The following is a 19,995-nucleotide window of genomic DNA, read 5'->3' on the forward strand; positions in this document are numbered from 1 at the left end:
CAGTGAAGGAGGATTTTTCTCTGCTTCACTACGAAAAATCTTTAATTTAATTTTATCTTCGGTAAATAAGGTTTAATTAAGCTATGCTTAATTAAATCGATGATGTTTCGCTTTAGCGAAACGAATCCACAAGAAATAAATTAGTTTTCTGACATAAGGAAGAAAACTCACCTTCACTGTCCTCTGTCCTCTGTCAACTGTCCTCTTAAAAATTTTGTGTCGCAAAATTTTTAATTTAGGAGGTATGCAAGTGGAAAAGGTCATTGAAATTAAAGAACTTTCTAAGATATATAAAAATGGAAGAGGTATAACAGATATTAACCTTGATATACATAGAGGCGATATTTTTGGATTTTTAGGTCCTAACGGAGCTGGTAAAACTACTGCTATGAAAATTATGACTGGCCTTATAAAGCCTGATAGTGGTGATGTTAAAATTTTAGGACATAGTATTTTGGATGAATTTGAGCAAGCTATGAAAAAGGTTGGGTGCATTATAGAAACTTCTGAATCTTATTCTTATTTAACAGCTTTTGAAAATTTAAAACAATTTTCAAGATATTATAAAAATGTTGATAATAAAAGAATAGAAGAAGTTTTAGAACTTGTAGGTCTTTTAAAATACAAAAATGAAAAACCAAGAAAATTTTCTCTTGGAATGAAGCAAAGGCTAGGAATTGCTGCTGCACTCTTATCTAGGCCTGAAGTAGTTATTTTAGACGAACCTTTAAATGGTCTTGATGTTGAAGGAATGATTGATATGAGAAATATTATAAAGGAGCTTGCAGAAAAAGAAAAAACTACATTTTTTATATCAAGCCATCTTATTCATGATGTTGAGCTTACTTGTACTCGTATCGGAGTTCTATATAATGGCAAGATGCTTAATGTAGATACTACTAAAAACATATTAAATAACTATGCTTCTCTTGAAAATTATTTTATCAGCGAGGTAGAAAGAAATGGTAGAATTTAAAGCAGCTTTAATTAATGAGATTGAAAAATTATATAAAAAGAAAAAAGTTTTAGTGGCAGCAGTAGTGTCACTTATTTTCATAGTAATAGGACAAGTATCTATTATTGGCTTAAGGAGCGGTTTTGGAGTCCGTGGAGTTTCTAGTATGGAATTTCCTTTGCTTGTGCTTTCTGTGGTTGTTAACACAATTCTTCCCCTATTTACTGCACTTGTTACTATAGATAGTTTTTCTGGAGAATTCTCTCAAAACATTATGAAAATTGCACTTACAAGACCAATTACAAGACTGAAATTTTTTACAGCAAAGATTGTTTCTATAATGCTATTTGTTTTTGTAAATCTTCTGTTTGTAATGATTTTTTCAACCTTAGCAGGTTTTATTTTTAATTCAAGCCCCTTTACGGCACAAGGTATTATTAAAATATTAGTTTCGTACTTTGTAACATTAACCCCTATGCTAATTTTATCACTAGTTATTGTACTTCTTACAAATATATTGAGAAGCGGGATAGGCGTGTTTTTTGTATCTATTCTTATTTTTATTGTTTTCAAAACACTTGGAATTATTTTTTCTAGCTTTTCTACTTTGTTTTTCACAAGCATGCTAGATTGGTATAAACTATGGATTATGAGCAATGTTTCCTTCTTAAAAATCTTACGTCAGTTTATGATGATGTTTAGTTATGCTATACTACTATTTACAGGAAGTTATTATTTATTTGATAAAAAAGAGTTTTAATAAGCTTTAAGTGTATTTAAATGCGTATATTTATAATAAAGTTAAAAATTCTACAGATTATGTAAGGTGAAGAAATGGATATAAAAAAACGTCTAATTATTTTTAATACTATAACCGTTGTAGTTCCATTTATTATTGTATGTTTAACAATTTTCATCTTTATGTTTGTATCTTCAAAAGTTTTTAGTACAAATATAAGTTATGATAATTTCAAAAAACTTGCAGCTACAAAATTTGAGCTAATAAATGCAGTAAAAGATGTATCAAAGTTAAATCCTGAAAGCATTGAAACTGCCGGATTTCAAGAATACTTATACCAAAAGCTTTCAGCTATAAATGGAGAAGTTATAATAATTAAGAACAATAGTATTATATTTGCTTCAAAGGATATTACTAAAATTGATATAGAACGGTGCTTAGACGAAGCAAAAACTAACTCTATAAAAAAAGCTGTGAAAATTGATAATATCTCTTATATGGTTGAAACATCTTCACTTAATTTTAAAGACAGCTCTACAGGAAATATTATATTATTAGCTCCATTGGAAAAATCAATGGATATTTTCGAGAAATTTATTATAACCATTGTCGCTATATTTTTCGCTTCTTTTGTAGCTATAAATATATTTATGTCATATCTTTTTTCAAAAAGAATATTAAAACCTATATCACTTCTAAAAAAAGCTACTGCAGAAATTAGCAGAGGTGATTTAAGCTTTGAAATCGTAGAAAGTGGTGATAGAGAAATTAAAGAGTTGTGTGCAGATTTCGAAGGAATGAGAATACAACTTAAGGACTCTATTCGTATGAAAATGAAGTACGATGATAATAGAAAGATGTTGGTTTCCAGCATATCTCATGATTTAAAAACTCCTATAACTTCTATAAAAGGATATGTAGAGGGAATTTTAGACGGTGTTGCAAATACTCCTGAGAAAACAGAAAAATACTTAAAAACTATTTATTCAAAAGCTGAACAGATTGATATTATGATTGATGATTTACTTTTATATTCTAAACTAGATTTAAACCAAATTCCCTTTAATTATGAGAAAACAGATATTGCGGAGTACTTTGATTATTGTATTGAAGAAAGCGCACCTGAGCTTCAGAAATCTGATATAAAAATATACTTGAAAAATGACTTAAAGGAAGCAAAGTATTTTATAATTGATAGAGAAAGAATGAGAAGAGTTATATTAAATATTATTGATAACTCTAGAAAATATATGAACAAAGAAAATGGACAAGTTACTATAATGTTAAGGGAAACAAATTCTAGCATTATTATTGAAATAAAGGATAATGGATCTGGGATTGATAAAAATGATATAAATAAAATATTTGATAGATTTTATAGAGCTGACTTAGCAAGAAGCGGCACAAAGGGCAGCGGGCTGGGTCTTGCCATCGCAAAAGAAATTGTAGAGGGCCACAAAGGAAAAATATGGGCTGTTAGCTGTGAAAATGAGGGTACAAGTATTGTAATATCATTAGCAAAAATATCATAAAATAGAGAGGTTATTATGAAAAGAATTTTAATAGTTGAAGATGACTTAAGTATTGCTGAACTTCAAAAGGATTATCTGGAGCTTTCAGGCTTTGAAGTTAGTGTATGTACTGATGGTGTACAAGGCCTAAATACTATAAAAGAAAAGGAATTTGACTTAATAATTCTTGATATTATGCTTCCTAAAATTGATGGCTTTAGTATTTTACGCAGTATACAAGAAGATAAAGATATTCCTGTTTTATTAGTCTCTGCCAAAAAAGAAGAAATCGATAAAATTAAAGGCTTAAGCCTTGGAGCTGATGACTATATTACAAAACCTTTTAGTCCTGGTGAGTTAGTTGCCAGAGTTAAATCTCACATTCAAAACTATGAAAGAATAAAAAGCAAATTTACACCAAAGTCAAAAAATAATGTTATAGCTATAAGAGGGCTAGAAATAATTAAAGACTCAAGGCAAGTTCTTATAAACGGTACTGAGGTAAATTTAGCTCAAAAAGAGTTTGACCTATTGCTTTATTTAGCTGAAAATCCTAATAGAGTATTTAGCCGAGAAGAGTTATTTGAAAAAATCTGGGGATTTGATGCTCTTGGTGATACTGCTACTGTTACAGTGCATATTGGAAGAGTAAGAGAAAAAATAGAGTCTTCTCCATCCGATCCACAGTATATTGAAACTGTATGGGGAGCTGGGTACAGGCTTAGGGTATAATCTTATACTCTAAGCCTATTTTGTTTATTATGCTTTTACCAAAACTTTATATCATCGGTCAGTAGTTTTTCGAAAGTCTCTGAATCTATAGGCTTACTAAAAAAGTATCCTTGTAGTTCATCACATTTTTGATTTTTTAAATACTCTGCCTGAATAGAAGTTTCTACTCCTTCAGCAACAACGGAAATGTTTAGCCCATGTGCCATTCGAATTAAGGCATCAATAATAACCTGTTTGTCCTCTAAATTTACAATGTTATCTACAAATGCTTTATCTATTTTTAAAACATCAATCTGTAAACTTTTTAAATAATTCAGCGAAGAATACCCTTTTCCAAAGTCATCAAGAGCAATGCTGATTCCACACTCTCTTATTCCTTTCAATATTCTATTGCATTCGGATATATCCTCCATTAATAATGATTCTGTAATCTCTAGCTCCAATAGGTTAGGTTCTAATTTTGTTTCTTGTATTATCTTTTTTATCACATCTATAAGATTTTTTTGTTGGAATTGAACTACTGAAAGATTTACGCTGACCTTTAAGTTTGATAGCCCTCTTTCATACCATTCCTTTAGCTGCATACAAGATTTTTCTAATACATAATTTCCAATATCAATAATAAATCCAGTTTCTTCAGCTAGTGGAATAAATTCATCTGGGAATATCTTTTCTCCATCTTGTTTTTCCCATCTTACAAGAGCTTCTGCACTGCTAATTTTGCCCGTTCTTGTATCAATCTTAGGCTGATATACTACTTTAATTTCGTCTTTTATTAAAGCTTCTTTTAGTTCCTTTTCCCTAACTAATCGATCAATTAAAGTTTTTTCCATTTCTTTAGAATAATACATGTATTCATTGCATCCTTTGTTTTTGATATGGTGAAGTACAAGATCTCCATTTTTTAATATTTCCTCACTTGTAGTTCCATGTTCTGGATATATTACAATGCCAGCATTAAAAATGGTCTTTAAACTTTTACTTAGAATAAATCTTTCTTTCTGAAGATCATTCATTAAATCCTTTATTTTCTCATTCATATGCTGAAAATCCAAGAAATCCTCTAGTATAGCAAATTCATTATCACTTTTACAGGATATAAATGCAGTTTTCCATTTGGACTTTAAAAAAGCAGCTATACTTAATATTATTTCTTCTCCTGCAATATGCCCTACAATGTCTGTAATTTGCTTAAAATTATGTATTTGCAAAATTATCATTGAAGAAATACCTTTACATTCACGCATATATATTCTTTCATCTATCTCTTCTTTTAATAACTCTTTATTTGGCAACCCAGTTATGCTGTCGTAATATGCCATTGTGCTAATTTTAGTTTCTCTATCTTTAATACGATCTTTCATGATGTTTATATTTGATGCAATTTGTGCAAACTCATCCTTGCCTGCAATTTTAATATCTTGTGAATAGTCTCCTTTGGAAATTTTCAAAAGTCCACTATTAATTTTTTCTACTTTTTTCATAATAAAATTATTTAGAAATCTCCAAATAAGAAAATAGAAAATAGCTATTATAACTAAAGCAATTTTTATTGAACTTATTATTGTCTGTTTTTTTATTCTTTCAAGTGCGGCAAAATCATATATCATTTCTACATAAAACTTTTGTGAAGAATTAAAGCTTTTCCATGGCGTATTTAGTTGATAATATCCATATGTAAATCCATCTTTACTTTTAATAAGTTCATTATTATTCTTTAATTGCTTGAATTCTTCTTTTGTCAAATCTAGTTGCTTTCCTTCATCTGATAAAGCCCAGGTGCCTCTTCCATTATTACTATAAATTTCTATACTTATTTCACCTTTTTCTAAAGACTTTGGAAACTGAAATAAATCTTTAAATAAAAAATTATAGTAGCTGGAATCATATTTTTTTCTTACATATTCCTTTACATCAACAGATATCTCTATAATATAATCACTTTTCAAAGGACTATAGTAAGTATATCTATTTAATTTTCCATTATTCATAGAAAACCCTATCCCTTGGTTATATATTTTTCCTGTGCCATATATTTGTGATAGGTAATTTTTCATATAACTAGTTTTACTAATTAAATTTATTCCCTTATCTAGTTCAAAGCTAGTATGTACTACTTTCCCCTCCTTATTAATGATGTATATGTCTGAAATCGGCAAGCTTTTGGCAAGTTTTTTTAAGGCTTCGTCCTCTACATCTAAAGGATTTTGTTTATTTTGTACAAACCACTGCTCAATATTATTTATGCTGCTCTTTTCAAGTTCTAAAAATTCATCATTCATTCCATATAAGATCATGTCAAGCTCTCTAATTTGCTCATTTGCATGAAAAAGAGCATCTTTTTTTTGTTTTGCAGTTACATTACCAATTTCGCTTTCTATGTTAAAAATAATTAAAGTAGCAAGCGTTATCGTCGCAAATATGACAGATGAGATAAGAAATAATATAGTCTTATTTTTCACGATACCCTCCATTTATAAAATAAAATATATATTTAAAAATCCAAAAATTTCTTTTACATATTTTAGTTTAAAATATTTATAAGAACATGTCCATATTGTCTTTAAATTATTATCCATATTAAGCATATGAAAGTATCATCTTCATCAAATTCATCTACGTACTTCTTGTCCCCTTCATAATACGGCATTTCATTTGTATCAATGTCTTCACTTTTACGTTCATTAATAAATGAATGACTTTCCCTCAAATGATGTGAGCAAAAAATTAAAAACTCCTTGCTATAAACAATCAGCAAGGAGTTTTACATTTTTATTTAACTTTAGATTCACTGATTAAATCTTGAAAATTTGTAGAGTTTTCGCTGTTAATCTCTGGGAATTTTATTTCAACATTTTTATTTATATTAAAAGTACTTGTGTTAAAATCAATTCCTAATTTATATACACCAGTAAGTTTATTTTGTGTACTTGTACCACTTAACTTTTCAACTGTTGGTATGAACTTTGCTGAGTCAAATACTAAGTCTATATTACCTTTTTCATTTACAACATATCCATCTCCATCAACTGCATACTCAATTACGATTCCTTTATCTCCCACAAGAGTTACTCCATCAAAAGCATTTAATATTTTGTTCATCTGTGCTGTAAACTGTGGTAATCCTTTGTCAAAGTCTGAAAAAGCTTTATCTATTGATGCTTGATTAGCTTTTGCTTCTTCCGCGCTTGAAGCAGACAATTTTGTAACTGTAGTTAAATAATCCTTTAATAATCCTTTAGCATCCTTGTTATTTATTAAGTTATTTGAAGTATATTTTATTAAATCTTTGAACTGCTTATCATTTAATTTAACTTGGAAAGTACGAACTAGCTTTCTTCCATCTTGGAGATTCATATATGTATATCCTGTTTCTGTAATAATTTTAAAGCCTGGATCAAAACTTGCCATACTGCTAAGAATCATTTTTGAGAATTTATTCTGCATATCTTCACTTGCTTTAGCTAAATCCATACTTGCATTATTTGTTTTACCCATCATTGAGTTATCTAATACAATATACTGCTTTCCACCCATCTTTTGTGCTTCAGCAGCTGGTACTTTGATAATCTCTTTAAATTCATTTTTACCATCTGCCATATTTACATCAGCCCAAACTCCCATGTTTAATGGCATTGTTCCTAGTTGCATTGCCACATCTGCCTGCATTTTTCCAACCTTACCATCTTTGTCTTGATTTGCCTTGGTATTAATAGTCATTTTTGAACCATTAATCATTGGAATAACTTTACTTGCCTGCTGCTGCTCTTCGGCTGATAAATTTTCTGCGGCAAATCGCAATCCAATCTCTGTTTTACTTTCTGAGCTAGTAATTTTTTGTGTTTTGCTAAAAGCATCAGAAAGAGTTTTTCCCTCATAACTGCACCCTGTAAAAAGAGAAGTGGACATTGCTACCACAGCTCCAATTAAAACTAGTTTTTTTAAGCTTTTCATTATTGCACCCCCATTAAAATTATGAGTTAATTATACCATGGTTGGCAATATTATTCAATAGGGTTTTTTATACCTTTTAATAAGTTTTTACAATCTTACTCTTTTATATGAATTTATTTTGATTTTTTCTCTTTTTCTTACATATACTTAAATCAACTATTATCATAAACTTTCAGTTAAGCTTAGATTCTTTTAAAATATTGTTATACTGAACTAACCTTTTCATCATTTTTTTCTTTACATATTCCAATACATCTTTTTTATCTTTATCTATATTTTCATCATCAAAGTTAACATTTTTACGATTCTTATGTCATTATCTACAACTTTCTATACCTTTTTACAGAAATATTAGAAATTTTTCAATAAAAACTTTCATATTTTAGCATTTTTTGTTAGAATACTTATATATGATGTTAAATGTTATTAAATATGCTATTTAATTTCAGATTAAGGGGGATAAAGATTTGAATATGTTAGATTCTATGTTAAATGTTATTACAGTTCTTGAGGATATGTTTCAAGATGAAGATGCAATGCTTGTAGTATCAGATTTAGAGAAAATAGTATATTATAAAGCTGGAAAAACCGTTAACGCAGGCCATGAGGGGTTACCATTAAGAGCTGGGGATGGGCTATATGAAGTTATCCAATCTAAAAAAACTTTAAGAGTTATTGTTCCAAAGGAATTATTAGGTACTCCATTTAAAGCCATTACTATACCTTTATTTGATGAAAATAAACGAATAGTGGGTGCCGCAGGAGTTGGTTGGAGCTTAGATAGTAAAGTAAAAATATACGAGCAACTAAGCAATGTTGTTGATAGTTTGGCAAGCTCTATCGAGCAAATCTCAACAGGCATCAATGACATAACTACAAATGCACAAAATATAGCTTCCTCACAGGAAGAAATGGTATCTTCAGCTCAGGTGACAAGAAAAAACGTGGATGAGACTTCTAAAATTACAGATTTCATAAGAAATATAGCTAACCAAACTAATCTCTTAGGCCTTAATGCAGCAATAGAAGCTTCAAGAGCTGGACAAGAAGGAAGAGGTTTTCAAGTAGTAGCTGGAGAAATACGAAAGCTTGCTGTAAATAGCAAAAATGCTGTAACCCAGATAGAACAAGGGCTCACTGGCATGCAGACTTCTATAAATTTTATCATGAATATGATAGAAAAGAACACCTCAACAACCCAAACACAGGCTGCTTCTTCTGAGGAAATAAGCGCTTCTATCCAGGAACTAAGAGCTCTATCAGATGTTTTATTGCAAGTCACTAAAGAGTTAGAAATACTGATCAAATAATATAAAAAGAAGCCCCCTTCAAAAGAGGCTTCTTTTTATATTTTGTTATTAGCATAATTCTTTAGTTAAGCAATATAAATCTACTAACTATCCTATGATACATTTAACCCCTAAAGACTCTACTGACTCCTTTAACAACTCCATTTTCTCCTTATCTGGTGAATTTACATCGGAAATATCATATGTTAATCCTAATTGTTCATATTTTGCTACACCTAATTTGTGATAAGGTAGAAGATTTATTCTATCTATATTATTTTCAACGCAGAATCTACTTATACTTATAATATTTTCTTTATCATCATTTAAACCTGGTATTATAGGTACTCTAATTACTACAGGCTTATGCTTTGATATTATTGAAATATTATTTAAAATTGGCTTGTTACTAACTCCTGTAAGCTTTTTATGTTTATCTTCATCCATATGTTTTATATCTGTTAGAAAAAGATCTGTAACAGGTATAAACTTATTGACTATCTCAGCGCTAGTAAACATTGCACTTTCAACAGCAGTATTTATATATTCTTCCTTGCAGGCTTTTAAAATATTAACTGCAAATTCCGGTTGATAGGTAGGATCTCCTCCTGAAAGTGTTACTCCGCCATTTCTTTTGTAATAAGGGCTATCTCTTTTTATAACTTTCATAACTTGCTCTACAGTCATGGTCTTTCCAGTAGGCTTTAGTGCATCATTCAAACACATATCTATACATTTTAATTCACTGCATGTAATGCACTTTTCTTTATTTATGTCTATACTAGCTTTAGTGTCTTCATTATTTTTTAAAGTAATAGCATTGTTTGTACAAGCTTTTGAACATTCCATACAACCTGTACAATTCATCTTATGATATCGGATCTCCGGCAGTATCTTTTGTCCTTCTGGATTAGCACACCATAAACATTTTAGTGGACATCCTTTTAGAAATATAAGAGTTCTTATACCAGGTCCATCATGAAAGGATAAGCTTTGTATATCAAATACTATACCTGAACTCCTTGAATCTCCCATAATTTATGCTCTCTTTCTTAATTCTATATACTTGTAGCATTATACTCTGTTCTTGCTATTATCTCATCCTGTATTGGTTTGGAAAGCTCTACCCAGTAAGCGCTAAAACCTGCTACTCTGACAATTAAGTCACGATATTTTTCAGGGTGCAATTGAGCATCACGAAGCATATCAGAGTCAACTATATTGAATTGTATATGATATCCTCCCTGATGGAAATAAGATTTAACTAAATCAACAAGGTTATGAGAGCCTTCTACTCCTCTAACTGCATTAGGATGTATCTTCATATTAAGTTGAACACTTCTCATTTTAACAGAATCTAGCTTAATTCCTGATTGGAATAATGCTATTGGTCCGTTAACATCTGTTCCTGGTGTAGCTGAAAGAACTCCATCAGTTAAGCTAACGCCAGCTACTTTTCCATCTGGTGTAGCACCACATACACGTCCAAAAGGTCCATGAGCTGATATTGATAAACCAGCAGGTATCCATGGAAGTCCTAAGTATGTTGTCTCTGATAAACATACTTCATTATAATGCTCCCAACACTCAACAAATATTGAATCTACATAATCATCATCATTTCCATATTTAGGTGCGTTTAATAAATCTCTATGTATTCTTTCAAAACCACCACTGATACGCTTTTGTTCAAGCATTGAGAAATTACCAACCTTATCTGCTCTTTCAAAACCAAAGTTTTCTTTTAATGCATGTCTTATCTCTTCTATTGTATATTTTTTATTTTCAAATACTAATTGTTTAATAGCAGCTAAACTGTTTGCAACATTCACCATACCTGAATTTAATAGTGTTACTGACTTGTTGTAACGAGCTCCATTAGAATCTAATGGTTTACCATTTTTAACACAGTCTTTAACGAATACAGAACCAATAACAAGTGGGTTTGTCTCTCTATGTACTGCCATAACATAGTTCCAGTAACGCATATAAACTCTTAAGAATCTATCTTCTACTTTGCACCATGCATTCCATAAATCTTCATAGCTGTTGATGTCTCCTAAAGGCTCAGTGCAGCGTATTCCTGTTCTTGGATCTACTCCATCATTTAAAACTATTTCTAAGCACTTAACCTCATTAAAGAAGCCTGGATGGCATATACCATGGCATGTTCCCTGCATTTGCATTTCAACACAACCACCCATTCCTACATCTCTAGCATCTTCAATAGTTATATTCTCATCTCTGTGGTTTTGTAATAAATGTTGAATACAAGCTTCATTATTAAACCAAGCAGGATATCCTGCACCAGTTTTTGTAGTTTGTGCAGCTTTCATTAATAATTTATCAGTTGTTTTAGAATTTACCATTACACCTAAAGTAGGCTGAATAGTCTGCATGCTGCAGCCTGCTTCAAGTATTATTTCTTCTAACTCGTTGTCTGCACATTTTCCATCTCTTGTGACTCCTCCAACTATCATGTGCTGGAATAGGTTTCCTGAAGCTAAAGCTTCCCAGCTTCTTGGAGATACATATTCTTCACTAGAGAATTTTACTCTCATAAGTTCCATAAGCTCTACAGCTTCTTCTCTAGTTAATCTTCCTTCTTCTATATCCTTCTTATATAGTGGATATAAAAGTTGTCCCCAACGTCCAGGAGAAAGTCCTACTATTGGACCATCTAATGCAATAGCTATATGGCCTATCCAAGCTGCCTGTAGTCCTTCATAGAAGGTTCTTGCTGGTTTTGCTGGAACCCATCTTAGAGTCTCAACCATCTTTAATAGTTCATTTTTTCTTTGTTCATCTTTCTCTTCAGCTGCCATTTCTTCTGCCTTGTCAGCATAATTTTTAGTCCAATTTATAACACCTTCACAAGCTAATATAGTTGCTCTCCAAAATAAAACCTTTTCGGCAACTTCTCTACTAGTAGGAACAGTATTTTTAATTTTTTCCTTACATTCCTGTATAATATCCTCTAGTCCTCTCTCAACAATCATATCATAGGCTGGTATCCATCTTCCTTCCATAATTGATATAACGCTTGGAGGAAATATTACAGTTTTAAATGCATTATCAAGGTCATCGTATTCAGGCATAGTTTCTTTTAAGAACTTGTCCGACTCATCTTCAATACATTTGCCTTCCCAAAACTTACAGGATTCAATTAGAGGCTCTGCATCTTCTTCTTTCATTGCAAAGGTACCCATTTCAATTAACCCTTTGCTTTCTTTATGACTGCGGCCTCCTCCTACTCCAACATCATAAACCTCATCACCTGAGTTTTCAGCCTTTCCAATCATATGTGAATAAAATTTTTGACTATATTGTAGATATACTGGTGCACCTCTCATATATCTAGTTTTTTGCATAGTAATAAGCTCATATGGTTGTATTGCTGGTGTTATATTTTCAATAGCATACTTATATGCTCTTGCTCTACGAATAAGAAGTGGTTCACCTTCTGATCTCTTCCATTCTTCTGTATAAAATATACTAAATTCTGGATCAAGCATACACCTAGCTTCTAGTAATCTATTTCTTATTATTCTACCTCTCTCTGTTGTAGGTTCTTCTAATACTTCTCTTGAAACATATCCCTCTTGTTTTTGCTCTTCATTAGTTGGTGGCCATTTTAATGTTTTTAAATTTTCAAAATCAATCACCTTTAATTCCCCCTTGAATGTAGTTAAATTTTCTGTACAATCTATTATACCATACAAAATGTAATATTTTATACTAAAATGTTAATTATGTAATTTTTTATATTTATTATGTAATTTATATTGTTTTACCTTGGAGTATTATAAAAATAAATAGGAGCTGAATTTATTATCAGCTCCTTACATTTCAAACAATCCAAGTATTTCTTCCTCAGTCAAAGCAGCAAAGTTATCGCCACTAGCCAATTCATCTCCCAAAATTCCTGATATAAGCTTTTTCTTTTCTTCTTGAAGTAATAGTATTTTTTCCTCTATAGTGTCTTTAGCTATAATTTTTATAACTTCTACAACATTCTTTTGACCTATTCTATGAGCTCTATCTGTGGCTTGCTCTTCCACCGCTGGGTTCCACCAAGGGTCAAAATGAATTACTAGGTCTGCAGAGGTTAAATTCAATCCCGTTCCCCCAGCCTTCAAGCTTATCAGAAATACTGAGTTTTCTCCATCATTAAAAGCTTTAACCATATTCATTCTTTTTTCTGAAGGTATTGAACCATCTAGGTAATTAAAAGATATTCCTTCAGCATTAATTCTTTTCCCAATATTCTTAAGAACAGATGTGAATTGAGAAAATATCAATGCTCTATGCCCTTCTTCTATGCTCTTATTAATAAGTTCAACTAATGCTTCTATTTTTCCACTACCACCGCTATAATCTTTCATTAATACCGTTGGATCTAAACACAACTGTCTTAGTTTTGTTATATAAGAAAGTATCTCTATTTTACTATTTTGAAACTCATAATCCTTTACCTTCTTTTGAATAAGTTCAACTGCGTAGTTAGCATAAGTTTTATAGACTTTCTTTTGCTCATCCTCCAAATTCACCACTATTGTTTTCTCTATCTTATCAGGCAATTCCTTTATAACGTCTCTTTTTTTTCTTCTGAGAATAAATGGTTTTATTAATCTATTTAAATCCTCTAAAACTTCTGGACTTTCTCTGAGTTTTTTATGATACCTTACACTAAATCTCTTTTCGTCATATAGATATCCTGGCATTATAAAGTCGAATATAGACCATAACTCCATAAGAGAATTTTCCACTGGTGTTCCTGATAATGCAAATCTTCTCTTTGCCTTTATTTTTTTAACAGCTATGGCATTTTGAGAGTTTGGATTTTTTATATTTTGAGCTTCGTCTAATATACAATAATCAAATTCAATAGAGCTATAACTTTCTAAATCTCTTTTTAATAAATTATAAGTTGTTATAAAAACATCATAATCATCTATTTTCTTAATTATTTCTTCTCTATCTTCCTTTGTTCCATTAATAGCTGCTACCTTTAGCTTAGGTGCAAACTTTTCAAATTCACCTATCCAATTGTATGTTAGTGACGTAGGAGCTACAATTAGTGATTTACTTCCCTTATTAGACAATATAAAAGTAATAGTTTGAAGAGTTTTGCCGAGACCCATCTCATCACCTAAAATTCCGCCAAATCCCAGATACTCTAAGGTTTTAAACCAATTATACCCTACTTTTTGATATGCTCTTAAAGTCCCCTTCAAATCTTCTGGTTCCTTAAAACTTAAATTTTCTATATCTTTAAATTTATCTTTTATTTTCTTTAACTCTCTTTTGCCTTTTATAAATCTAATACCGTTATCCTCTAAATAATTGTGCAAAAAAACACCCTTATTTGATGGGATTTGAATACAATTATCATCTATATCCTTTGATGAAACTATGTCTAAAAGCTTTAGAAACCTATTAAGTTCTAATTCTTCTAGATCTATATATTCACCATTTTTAAGTTTATAGTATTTAAGATTATCTCTAAAGGACCTTAATATATCAGCAGTCTCTTCAGGACTAATATTGCCTATTTTAAAATTCATTTCAAAGTAATCATATTTACTAGATTTAATGCCTCCACTAATTCCTTTTGAACCTATGGACTTTATACCTCTAAAATTTTCAGAATAATAAACTTCTCCCATCTCTTGAAGCTTATTTATTTCACTTTTAAAAAATCTAAATATGTAGTCATCTCCCATTAACAGATAAAACCTACCATTTATTTCTTCAAACCCTAAGGTTCTAAGAATTTGAATCACCTGTGATTCTTTTCTAGAATCTCTGTATATAATTTTTTCTCTGCAATCTTCAAAAATATTAAATTCAAAAGCTCCATACACAACTTTTACCGTAAGTGTAATATCTTCATCTTCTTTATCAAAATAAAAATTGAAGTGACACTTATCAATTACCACTTTTTCCTTTATAGATTTAGACAGAGTAACTATAGGCGACAACCTGTTAAGTTCCGGGATTAACTTTCTGAGTATAGTTTCTTCTTCAGTAGCTTCCATAGTTACTACCTTGGCTTCATTAAATATTTGAAGATATGGACTTATCTTATAACAAAATTCGTAGTCTGGAATATATACAGATGTACCATATACGAAAATATTATTGTTACATCCTAAAGCTTGTGGCATTCCCCCTAGAGCTTTAAGAACATATTCTCCCTTTATGATTTTTAAATCAAACTCTATCGGTGGAGTTTGATTTAAAATTTCAGTTTCTACAGGTCTATAAAAGAACCCTTCATTTAAATAAACTCTATGATTTTTTATAATCTCAAAAAATTCTCTAACCAAACATTTAGGTATATTTATATATTTCCCATCTACAATGCTATCCTCACTTCTGTAAACAGTTTTATTATTTCCCTTTATCTCTTTTAAAGTCTCAATATAATTGATTAGTCTTTTATCCTTTGTGCTTAACCTTTGACTTTTTATATTAAAACTAAAGTTTTTACCATAACTTATAGAAATATTATTATAAAGAGCTACCAAAAACTGATTAATATCTTTTAAAATATAAAGATTGCTGGAACTCATAGACTTAAGTCCTATTTTAAATTCAGCAGTAATGTTATGACTCCACTCATTTTTATTTATATAAACCTCAATTTTTATTTCATCTTTATTTTCATCATCTCCTAAGAGCATATGTAATAGGCTATTTTTACTTTTAAATATACCTTTATCATGAATAACCTCCTCCATCAAAAGGGGATGATTAACTAACTCTTCTAATGCTTTATAAAAAGTTGCCACTAAATGCTTACAGCAATAATTCCTTTTTTTAAACTCATTCTTTTCGTAATCTAAACAGCTGCAATATGTAGAAAAAATGCTCTTTTTTTCTGCATCCATCTCAATTTTTGTGTTATATTCATTAAAGAGATTTTCCGAAATTACATTACCATTTATACAAATCAATTTATCTTCATCAATGATATCTATAGAAGATACTAAATCATTGTTAAAAACTCTTTGCCCATTAGCATAATTTTTACCACTAGTTTCTTCATTAAATATTTGTAATAATATATCTTCTTTCAACGTTCCTTCTCCTTAACAACTTGAAATTTCCAATCCTCTAATTATATCATAAAATGAAATATAAATCAGAGTTTAAGCTTCACAACTACTTCTTCATCCTGTGGCAATCCGAGCTACATCCAAAGCAGGAATAACTTACTATGCATTGAACACTTGTTTTGCTAGTTTATATGTGTTATTATATTCTCAGCGAAAGATAGTAACTACTTTTAATGAATAACTATTCGTGCTAAATGGGGAGCTAGCGGTGCCCTGTAACCTGCAATCCGCTACAGCAGGATTGAATTCCTTCTTTAGGCTTTAAGCTGTTAGGACAGTCTTACTCAAGTGGTGTTGAGAATTGGGTCCCATGCAACAGAAGTTCATAAACTCCGTCAGATCCGGAAGGAAGCAGCGGTAAGTGAATCCTTTTGTGTGCCGTGGAGCAACCTGATTTGAGCTAACTAGGTAAGAAACGCTGGTAGATTATTGCCGACAGAAGGTGCACGATCTACATAGACCATAATTTCTGAGATATTCGTTAGCTCTTATTTTGAACCTACATTAGAACCTTGGGAGTCTAATATTTAGATGAGGATATGTACCTTCTTATGAGTCCTTTTTACGGCATTGAGGGCGATAGATACATCTGTGAGGACACCCCCCTATCGAGAGATAGGTGTCAAAATGAGAGTACCGGTATTTTGGATTTAAATTTGTAAAATTTAAGCCAATGCTAAAGTTTAGCATTGGCTTTTTAAATTAATATTTAAATTTTAATCGCTTCCACCTGGAAGAGTTATTTTAAAACATGCTCCACCTTTAACACAGTTTTCTGCAACAATACTTCCATTATGCTTTTCAATAATACTTTTTGTTATGGCTAAACCAAGTCCATAGTTGCCCTGCTTTCCTTTATAGAATCTATCAAATATATTTGCTATGTCCTTTTCATCGAAACCTGGACCATCATCTTCTAATAATATAATTATTTTTGAACCTTCCTTTTTTAACGTTACATCTATATATTTTTTAGAATATCTTAGTGAGTTTCCAAGAATATTAATTATTGCTCTTATAAGTTTTTCTTCATCCCCTAAAAGCATTATATTATTTTCATTGTATGAAAAATTGATTACCTTTTCCTTTTTAACTGCAATTCCACTTACTCTTTCAATGCTACTCCTTATCATATCTTCTGTGTTTATTCTCTCAAAGTTCATTTCTTCCTGCAAAGCATCTATTTTAGATAAGTACAGCAAGTCTTCTACTAATTGTGATAGTCTTTTACTTTCTTCTATTACAATATCAACAGCTTTATTCTGATCATCTACCACACCGTACTTTATACCTTCAGCATATCCTTGTATTGACATAAGGGGGGTACGTAGTTCATGTGAAGCATTTTGCATAAATGTTTTCATAGTGCTATCATAGGCAGAAAGCTTCTGCGTCATAGAATACATGGTTTCTGCCAGCTGTCCTATCTCATCATCATTGTATTTTATAGGCTCCATGTCATATTTTCTTTCACCAATTTTATTTGCATATTTACTAAGTTGAGAAATAGGTCGTGATATCTTTTCAGATACATTATTTGATATTATCAGCGCAATAATTGCCGCAATAACCATTATCGATAAGAGCATTATATTAACAATAGTTGTAAGCTTGCTGCTTTTATCAAGATCAGAATAAATCAATAAATAACCCTCTTTCAAGTTATTTGAAGATTCCAATGGATATATTGTAGCTGCATATCTTTTTCCTGATGCATTAAAATAAAACACATTATTCTTCTTTGTTTCAGATGTTATCAATTTTTTCTTGTTTATCATAGGAAGTAAGCTGTTTTGTAACAATAAATACTCCTGGTTGCTTTCTTTTAAAGGGTAAATTATATTTTTATTTTTTCCAAATATGGCATAGTTAATATCTAAAAAAGATTGAGTCTTTCTCAAAGTTTTATTAATTTCTAACATACTTTTTATAAGTTCTTTATTATTTTTACCTTGTATTATAATATTTAGATCCTGCAAATCCTCAGACATTGATTTTTTAACAATATCTCCTGCAATTATAAGCTGCTTTTTAGTCTGTGTCCTAACAAAAATTCTAAGACATGCATCAAACACTGCTGCAGTTAAAATCAAAGAAATCAAAATTATTGCTATATGTGAAAAAAAAATTCTTTTCTTTATTGTTATTTTAGAAGGTTTCATGGATATATTCCTTTCATGTTAACTTTGATCCGATATTTTAAATCCAAATCCCCATAAAGTCTCTATTTTTAGTGAAGATCCCGTGCCTGCAATCTTTTTGCGAATTCTTTTTATCATATCGTCTGTTGCTCTAGTATCCACCTCACTATCAAATCCCCACACCTTATTTAAAAGTTCTTCACGAGATATCCCTCTATTCACATTTTTAGCAAGATACAATAAGAGGTTAAATTCCATTGGTGTAAGCTTTAAATCCTGTCCATTACAAACTGCATATCTACCTTCAATATGAATGGTTATGTCAGAAACAGTTATATCTGCCTGATTCACTTTTGGTACCTTCTCAAATTCCATCCGTCTAAATATACTTTTTACTCTCAGAACTAACTCTACAGGACTGAAAGGTTTTGTCATATAATCATCACTTCCAAGCATGAGCCCAGCTATTTTATCTGATTCACTATCTTTTGCCGATATTATAATAATTGGTACATTACTTTCTTTCCTAATTTCAGAGCATAAGGTTAGTCCATCAAGCTGAGGCATCATAATGTCTAAAATCAGCATATCTGAAGGTCTTTTCATAAAAGCTTTCAGAAGTGTTTCTCCATCTGAAAAAACCTGTACATCATAGCCCTCTTTTTCAAGAAACATTTTTATTAATTCCTGTATTTTTATTTCATCGTCTGCAATGTATATAAGCTTTTTTTCCATGTCAGCACCACCTTTAGCTTACTCAACAATTATTTTTATTATATCACTCATAAATTATTTATCCCATATTTGAAGTATCTCTGCCACAATTCTGCCACAGTCTATCGGAGATTTATCCCAAACTAAGATGTTAAACTTAATTTATAAATAATTTAAAATAAGGAGATGTAAAAATGAAAAATTTAAAGTTTAAAATTGTTTCAGCTTTGATTACTGCTTCTCTTTTTGTGCCTGCAATATCTGTTAACGCTGAAGGAACAGCTAGCAGCGCAAATAACTTAGGAAATGGATTAACAAAGCAACAGAAAATTGCTAACAGACAAGAATGGCAACAATACAAAGCTACTATAACACCTAAAAAAGATACAATAAAACAAAATCACCAGACAATTGCTTCTTTAAGAAAAGAAGTATCTGAAAAAAGAGCTACTATAAAAACTTTAACTAAAGGTATAAAGCAAAACAAAAAGAAATTAACAGATGATGATTTATCTAAAGTAAAGACTCAATTGCAAACCATAAAGGATGAGACATCTGCATTATCATCCACTAAGGGAGCTGTAACAAAAGATTTTCAAACAATAAAGACCGATGTTAAAAATAGAAACTTTCAAGATGCTGAAGCACAACTAGACAATGTTATTTCTATTCAAAATACAAGAGTAGATGGATTAAAAAAATTAAGTGCAGATATGGATACGTTAATAAACTTACTTCAGACAGTATCCTCTAATGTTAAAACATCATAAATAAAGTCATATTACAAATCATTAGCAAAATAGAGAGCTCAAATTTTATATACACAAAATTTGAGC

The 19,995-nt window shown here is 30.6% G+C and carries 14 protein-coding genes and 2 other RNA genes; 8 read left to right on the forward strand and 8 right to left on the reverse strand.

The genetic code is table 11. From position 1 onward, the window contains the following. Positions 1 to 250: 250 nt before the first annotated feature. The 4 genes from I6U51_RS06125 (at position 251) to I6U51_RS06140 (ending at position 3,937) form a co-directional block, all read left to right on the forward strand. Complete coding sequence (locus tag I6U51_RS06125; RefSeq protein WP_211141799.1) at positions 251 to 976, forward strand: ATP-binding cassette domain-containing protein; 726 nt, start codon at positions 251 to 253, stop codon at positions 974 to 976. Beyond that, a complete protein-coding gene (locus tag I6U51_RS06130; protein WP_211141800.1) occupies positions 963 to 1,715 on the forward strand; it encodes an ABC transporter permease in 753 nt (250 codons plus the stop codon). The genes I6U51_RS06125 and I6U51_RS06130 overlap by 14 nt, the downstream gene beginning before the upstream one ends. Before the next feature lie 74 nt (positions 1,716 to 1,789). After that, on the forward strand, positions 1,790 to 3,226 hold the full coding sequence (locus tag I6U51_RS06135) for a sensor histidine kinase (RefSeq protein WP_211141801.1): 1,437 nt from the start codon (positions 1,790 to 1,792) through the stop codon (positions 3,224 to 3,226). 15 nt (positions 3,227 to 3,241) lie between these two features. Then, positions 3,242 to 3,937 carry a response regulator transcription factor gene (locus tag I6U51_RS06140; protein ID WP_211141802.1) on the forward strand — a complete coding sequence of 232 codons (696 nt, stop codon included), beginning with the start codon at positions 3,242 to 3,244 and terminating at the stop codon, positions 3,935 to 3,937. A gap of 35 nt (positions 3,938 to 3,972) precedes the next feature. Here I6U51_RS06140 and I6U51_RS25310 read toward each other — a convergent pair whose 3' ends face one another. The 3 genes from I6U51_RS25310 to I6U51_RS06155 form a co-directional block, all read right to left on the reverse strand. Then, a complete protein-coding gene (locus I6U51_RS25310; RefSeq protein ID WP_211141803.1) occupies positions 3,973 to 6,399 on the reverse strand; it encodes an EAL domain-containing protein in 2,427 nt (808 codons plus the stop codon). Positions 6,400 to 6,500: 101 nt separating this feature from the next. Beyond that, on the reverse strand, positions 6,501 to 6,647 hold the full coding sequence (locus tag I6U51_RS06150; RefSeq protein WP_211141804.1) for a hypothetical protein: 147 nt from the start codon (positions 6,645 to 6,647) through the stop codon (positions 6,501 to 6,503). 62 nt (positions 6,648 to 6,709) lie between these two features. Beyond that, entirely contained in the window at positions 6,710 to 7,891 is a 1,182-nt protein-coding gene (locus I6U51_RS06155; protein ID WP_211141805.1) for a hypothetical protein, read from the reverse strand. A gap of 473 nt (positions 7,892 to 8,364) precedes the next feature. Between I6U51_RS06155 and I6U51_RS25035 the strand changes: the two genes are divergently transcribed. Beyond that, positions 8,365 to 9,201, forward strand: coding sequence for a methyl-accepting chemotaxis protein (locus I6U51_RS25035; protein ID WP_211141996.1), 837 nt, complete (start codon positions 8,365 to 8,367; stop codon positions 9,199 to 9,201). Between the two features lie 87 nt (positions 9,202 to 9,288). Here I6U51_RS25035 and I6U51_RS06165 read toward each other — a convergent pair whose 3' ends face one another. The 3 genes from I6U51_RS06165 to I6U51_RS06175 form a co-directional block, all read right to left on the reverse strand. Then, complete coding sequence (locus I6U51_RS06165; protein ID WP_211141806.1) at positions 9,289 to 10,215, reverse strand: indoleacetate decarboxylase activase; 927 nt, start codon at positions 10,213 to 10,215, stop codon at positions 9,289 to 9,291. Between the two features lie 23 nt (positions 10,216 to 10,238). Further along, positions 10,239 to 12,845 (reverse strand): indoleacetate decarboxylase, encoded by a 2,607-nt coding sequence (locus I6U51_RS06170; RefSeq protein WP_211141807.1) that lies wholly within the window; start codon positions 12,843 to 12,845, stop codon positions 10,239 to 10,241. 177 nt (positions 12,846 to 13,022) lie between these two features. After that, complete coding sequence (locus tag I6U51_RS06175; RefSeq protein ID WP_211141808.1) at positions 13,023 to 16,265, reverse strand: DEAD/DEAH box helicase; 3,243 nt, start codon at positions 16,263 to 16,265, stop codon at positions 13,023 to 13,025. 224 nt (positions 16,266 to 16,489) lie between these two features. On the opposite strand from I6U51_RS06175, the gene ffs reads away from it, so the two are divergent. Beyond that, an RNA gene (ffs, locus tag I6U51_RS06180) (signal recognition particle sRNA large type) lies at positions 16,490 to 16,754 on the forward strand. 13 nt (positions 16,755 to 16,767) lie between these two features. Beyond that, positions 16,768 to 16,959: non-coding RNA, 6S RNA (gene ssrS, locus I6U51_RS06185), on the forward strand. Positions 16,960 to 17,020: 61 nt separating this feature from the next. On the opposite strand, the gene I6U51_RS06190 is transcribed toward ssrS, so the two are convergent. Together I6U51_RS06190 and I6U51_RS06195 are read right to left on the reverse strand one after the other, a co-directional pair. Next, entirely contained in the window at positions 17,021 to 18,466 is a 1,446-nt protein-coding gene (locus I6U51_RS06190; protein ID WP_211141809.1) for a HAMP domain-containing sensor histidine kinase, read from the reverse strand. Between the two features lie 18 nt (positions 18,467 to 18,484). Next, the gene (locus I6U51_RS06195; protein ID WP_211141810.1) at positions 18,485 to 19,180 is read right to left on the reverse strand and encodes a response regulator transcription factor; all 696 of its coding nucleotides are present in this window, start codon (positions 19,178 to 19,180) and stop codon (positions 18,485 to 18,487) included. Between the two features lie 173 nt (positions 19,181 to 19,353). On the opposite strand from I6U51_RS06195, the gene I6U51_RS06200 reads away from it, so the two are divergent. Continuing rightward, the gene (locus tag I6U51_RS06200; protein WP_211141811.1) at positions 19,354 to 19,929 is read left to right on the forward strand and encodes a hypothetical protein; all 576 of its coding nucleotides are present in this window, start codon (positions 19,354 to 19,356) and stop codon (positions 19,927 to 19,929) included. The last annotated feature ends 66 nt before the right edge of the window (positions 19,930 to 19,995 follow it).

This window comes from Clostridium aciditolerans (assembly GCF_016316925.1).
Taxonomy (GTDB): domain Bacteria; phylum Bacillota; class Clostridia; order Clostridiales; family Clostridiaceae; genus Clostridium_AM; species Clostridium_AM aciditolerans.

What these genes read in the sequence shown, in the direction of transcription:
- I6U51_RS06155 (WP_211141805.1), bottom strand. Translation starts at nt 7,891, where the DNA reads ATGAAAAGCTTAAAAAAACTAGTTTTAATTGGAGCTGTGGTAGCAATG.
- I6U51_RS06165 (WP_211141806.1), bottom strand. Translation starts at nt 10,215, where the DNA reads ATGGGAGATTCAAGGAGTTCAGGTATAGTATTTGATATACAAAGCTTA.
- I6U51_RS06195 (WP_211141810.1), bottom strand. Translation starts at nt 19,180, where the DNA reads ATGGAAAAAAAGCTTATATACATTGCAGACGATGAAATAAAAATACAG.
- I6U51_RS06130 (WP_211141800.1), top strand. Translation starts at nt 963, where the DNA reads ATGGTAGAATTTAAAGCAGCTTTAATTAATGAGATTGAAAAATTATAT.
- I6U51_RS06200 (WP_211141811.1), top strand. Translation starts at nt 19,354, where the DNA reads ATGAAAAATTTAAAGTTTAAAATTGTTTCAGCTTTGATTACTGCTTCT.
- I6U51_RS06190 (WP_211141809.1), bottom strand. Translation starts at nt 18,466, where the DNA reads ATGAAACCTTCTAAAATAACAATAAAGAAAAGAATTTTTTTTTCACAT.
- I6U51_RS25035 (WP_211141996.1), top strand. Translation starts at nt 8,365, where the DNA reads ATGTTAGATTCTATGTTAAATGTTATTACAGTTCTTGAGGATATGTTT.
- I6U51_RS06135 (WP_211141801.1), top strand. Translation starts at nt 1,790, where the DNA reads ATGGATATAAAAAAACGTCTAATTATTTTTAATACTATAACCGTTGTA.
- I6U51_RS06140 (WP_211141802.1), top strand. Translation starts at nt 3,242, where the DNA reads ATGAAAAGAATTTTAATAGTTGAAGATGACTTAAGTATTGCTGAACTT.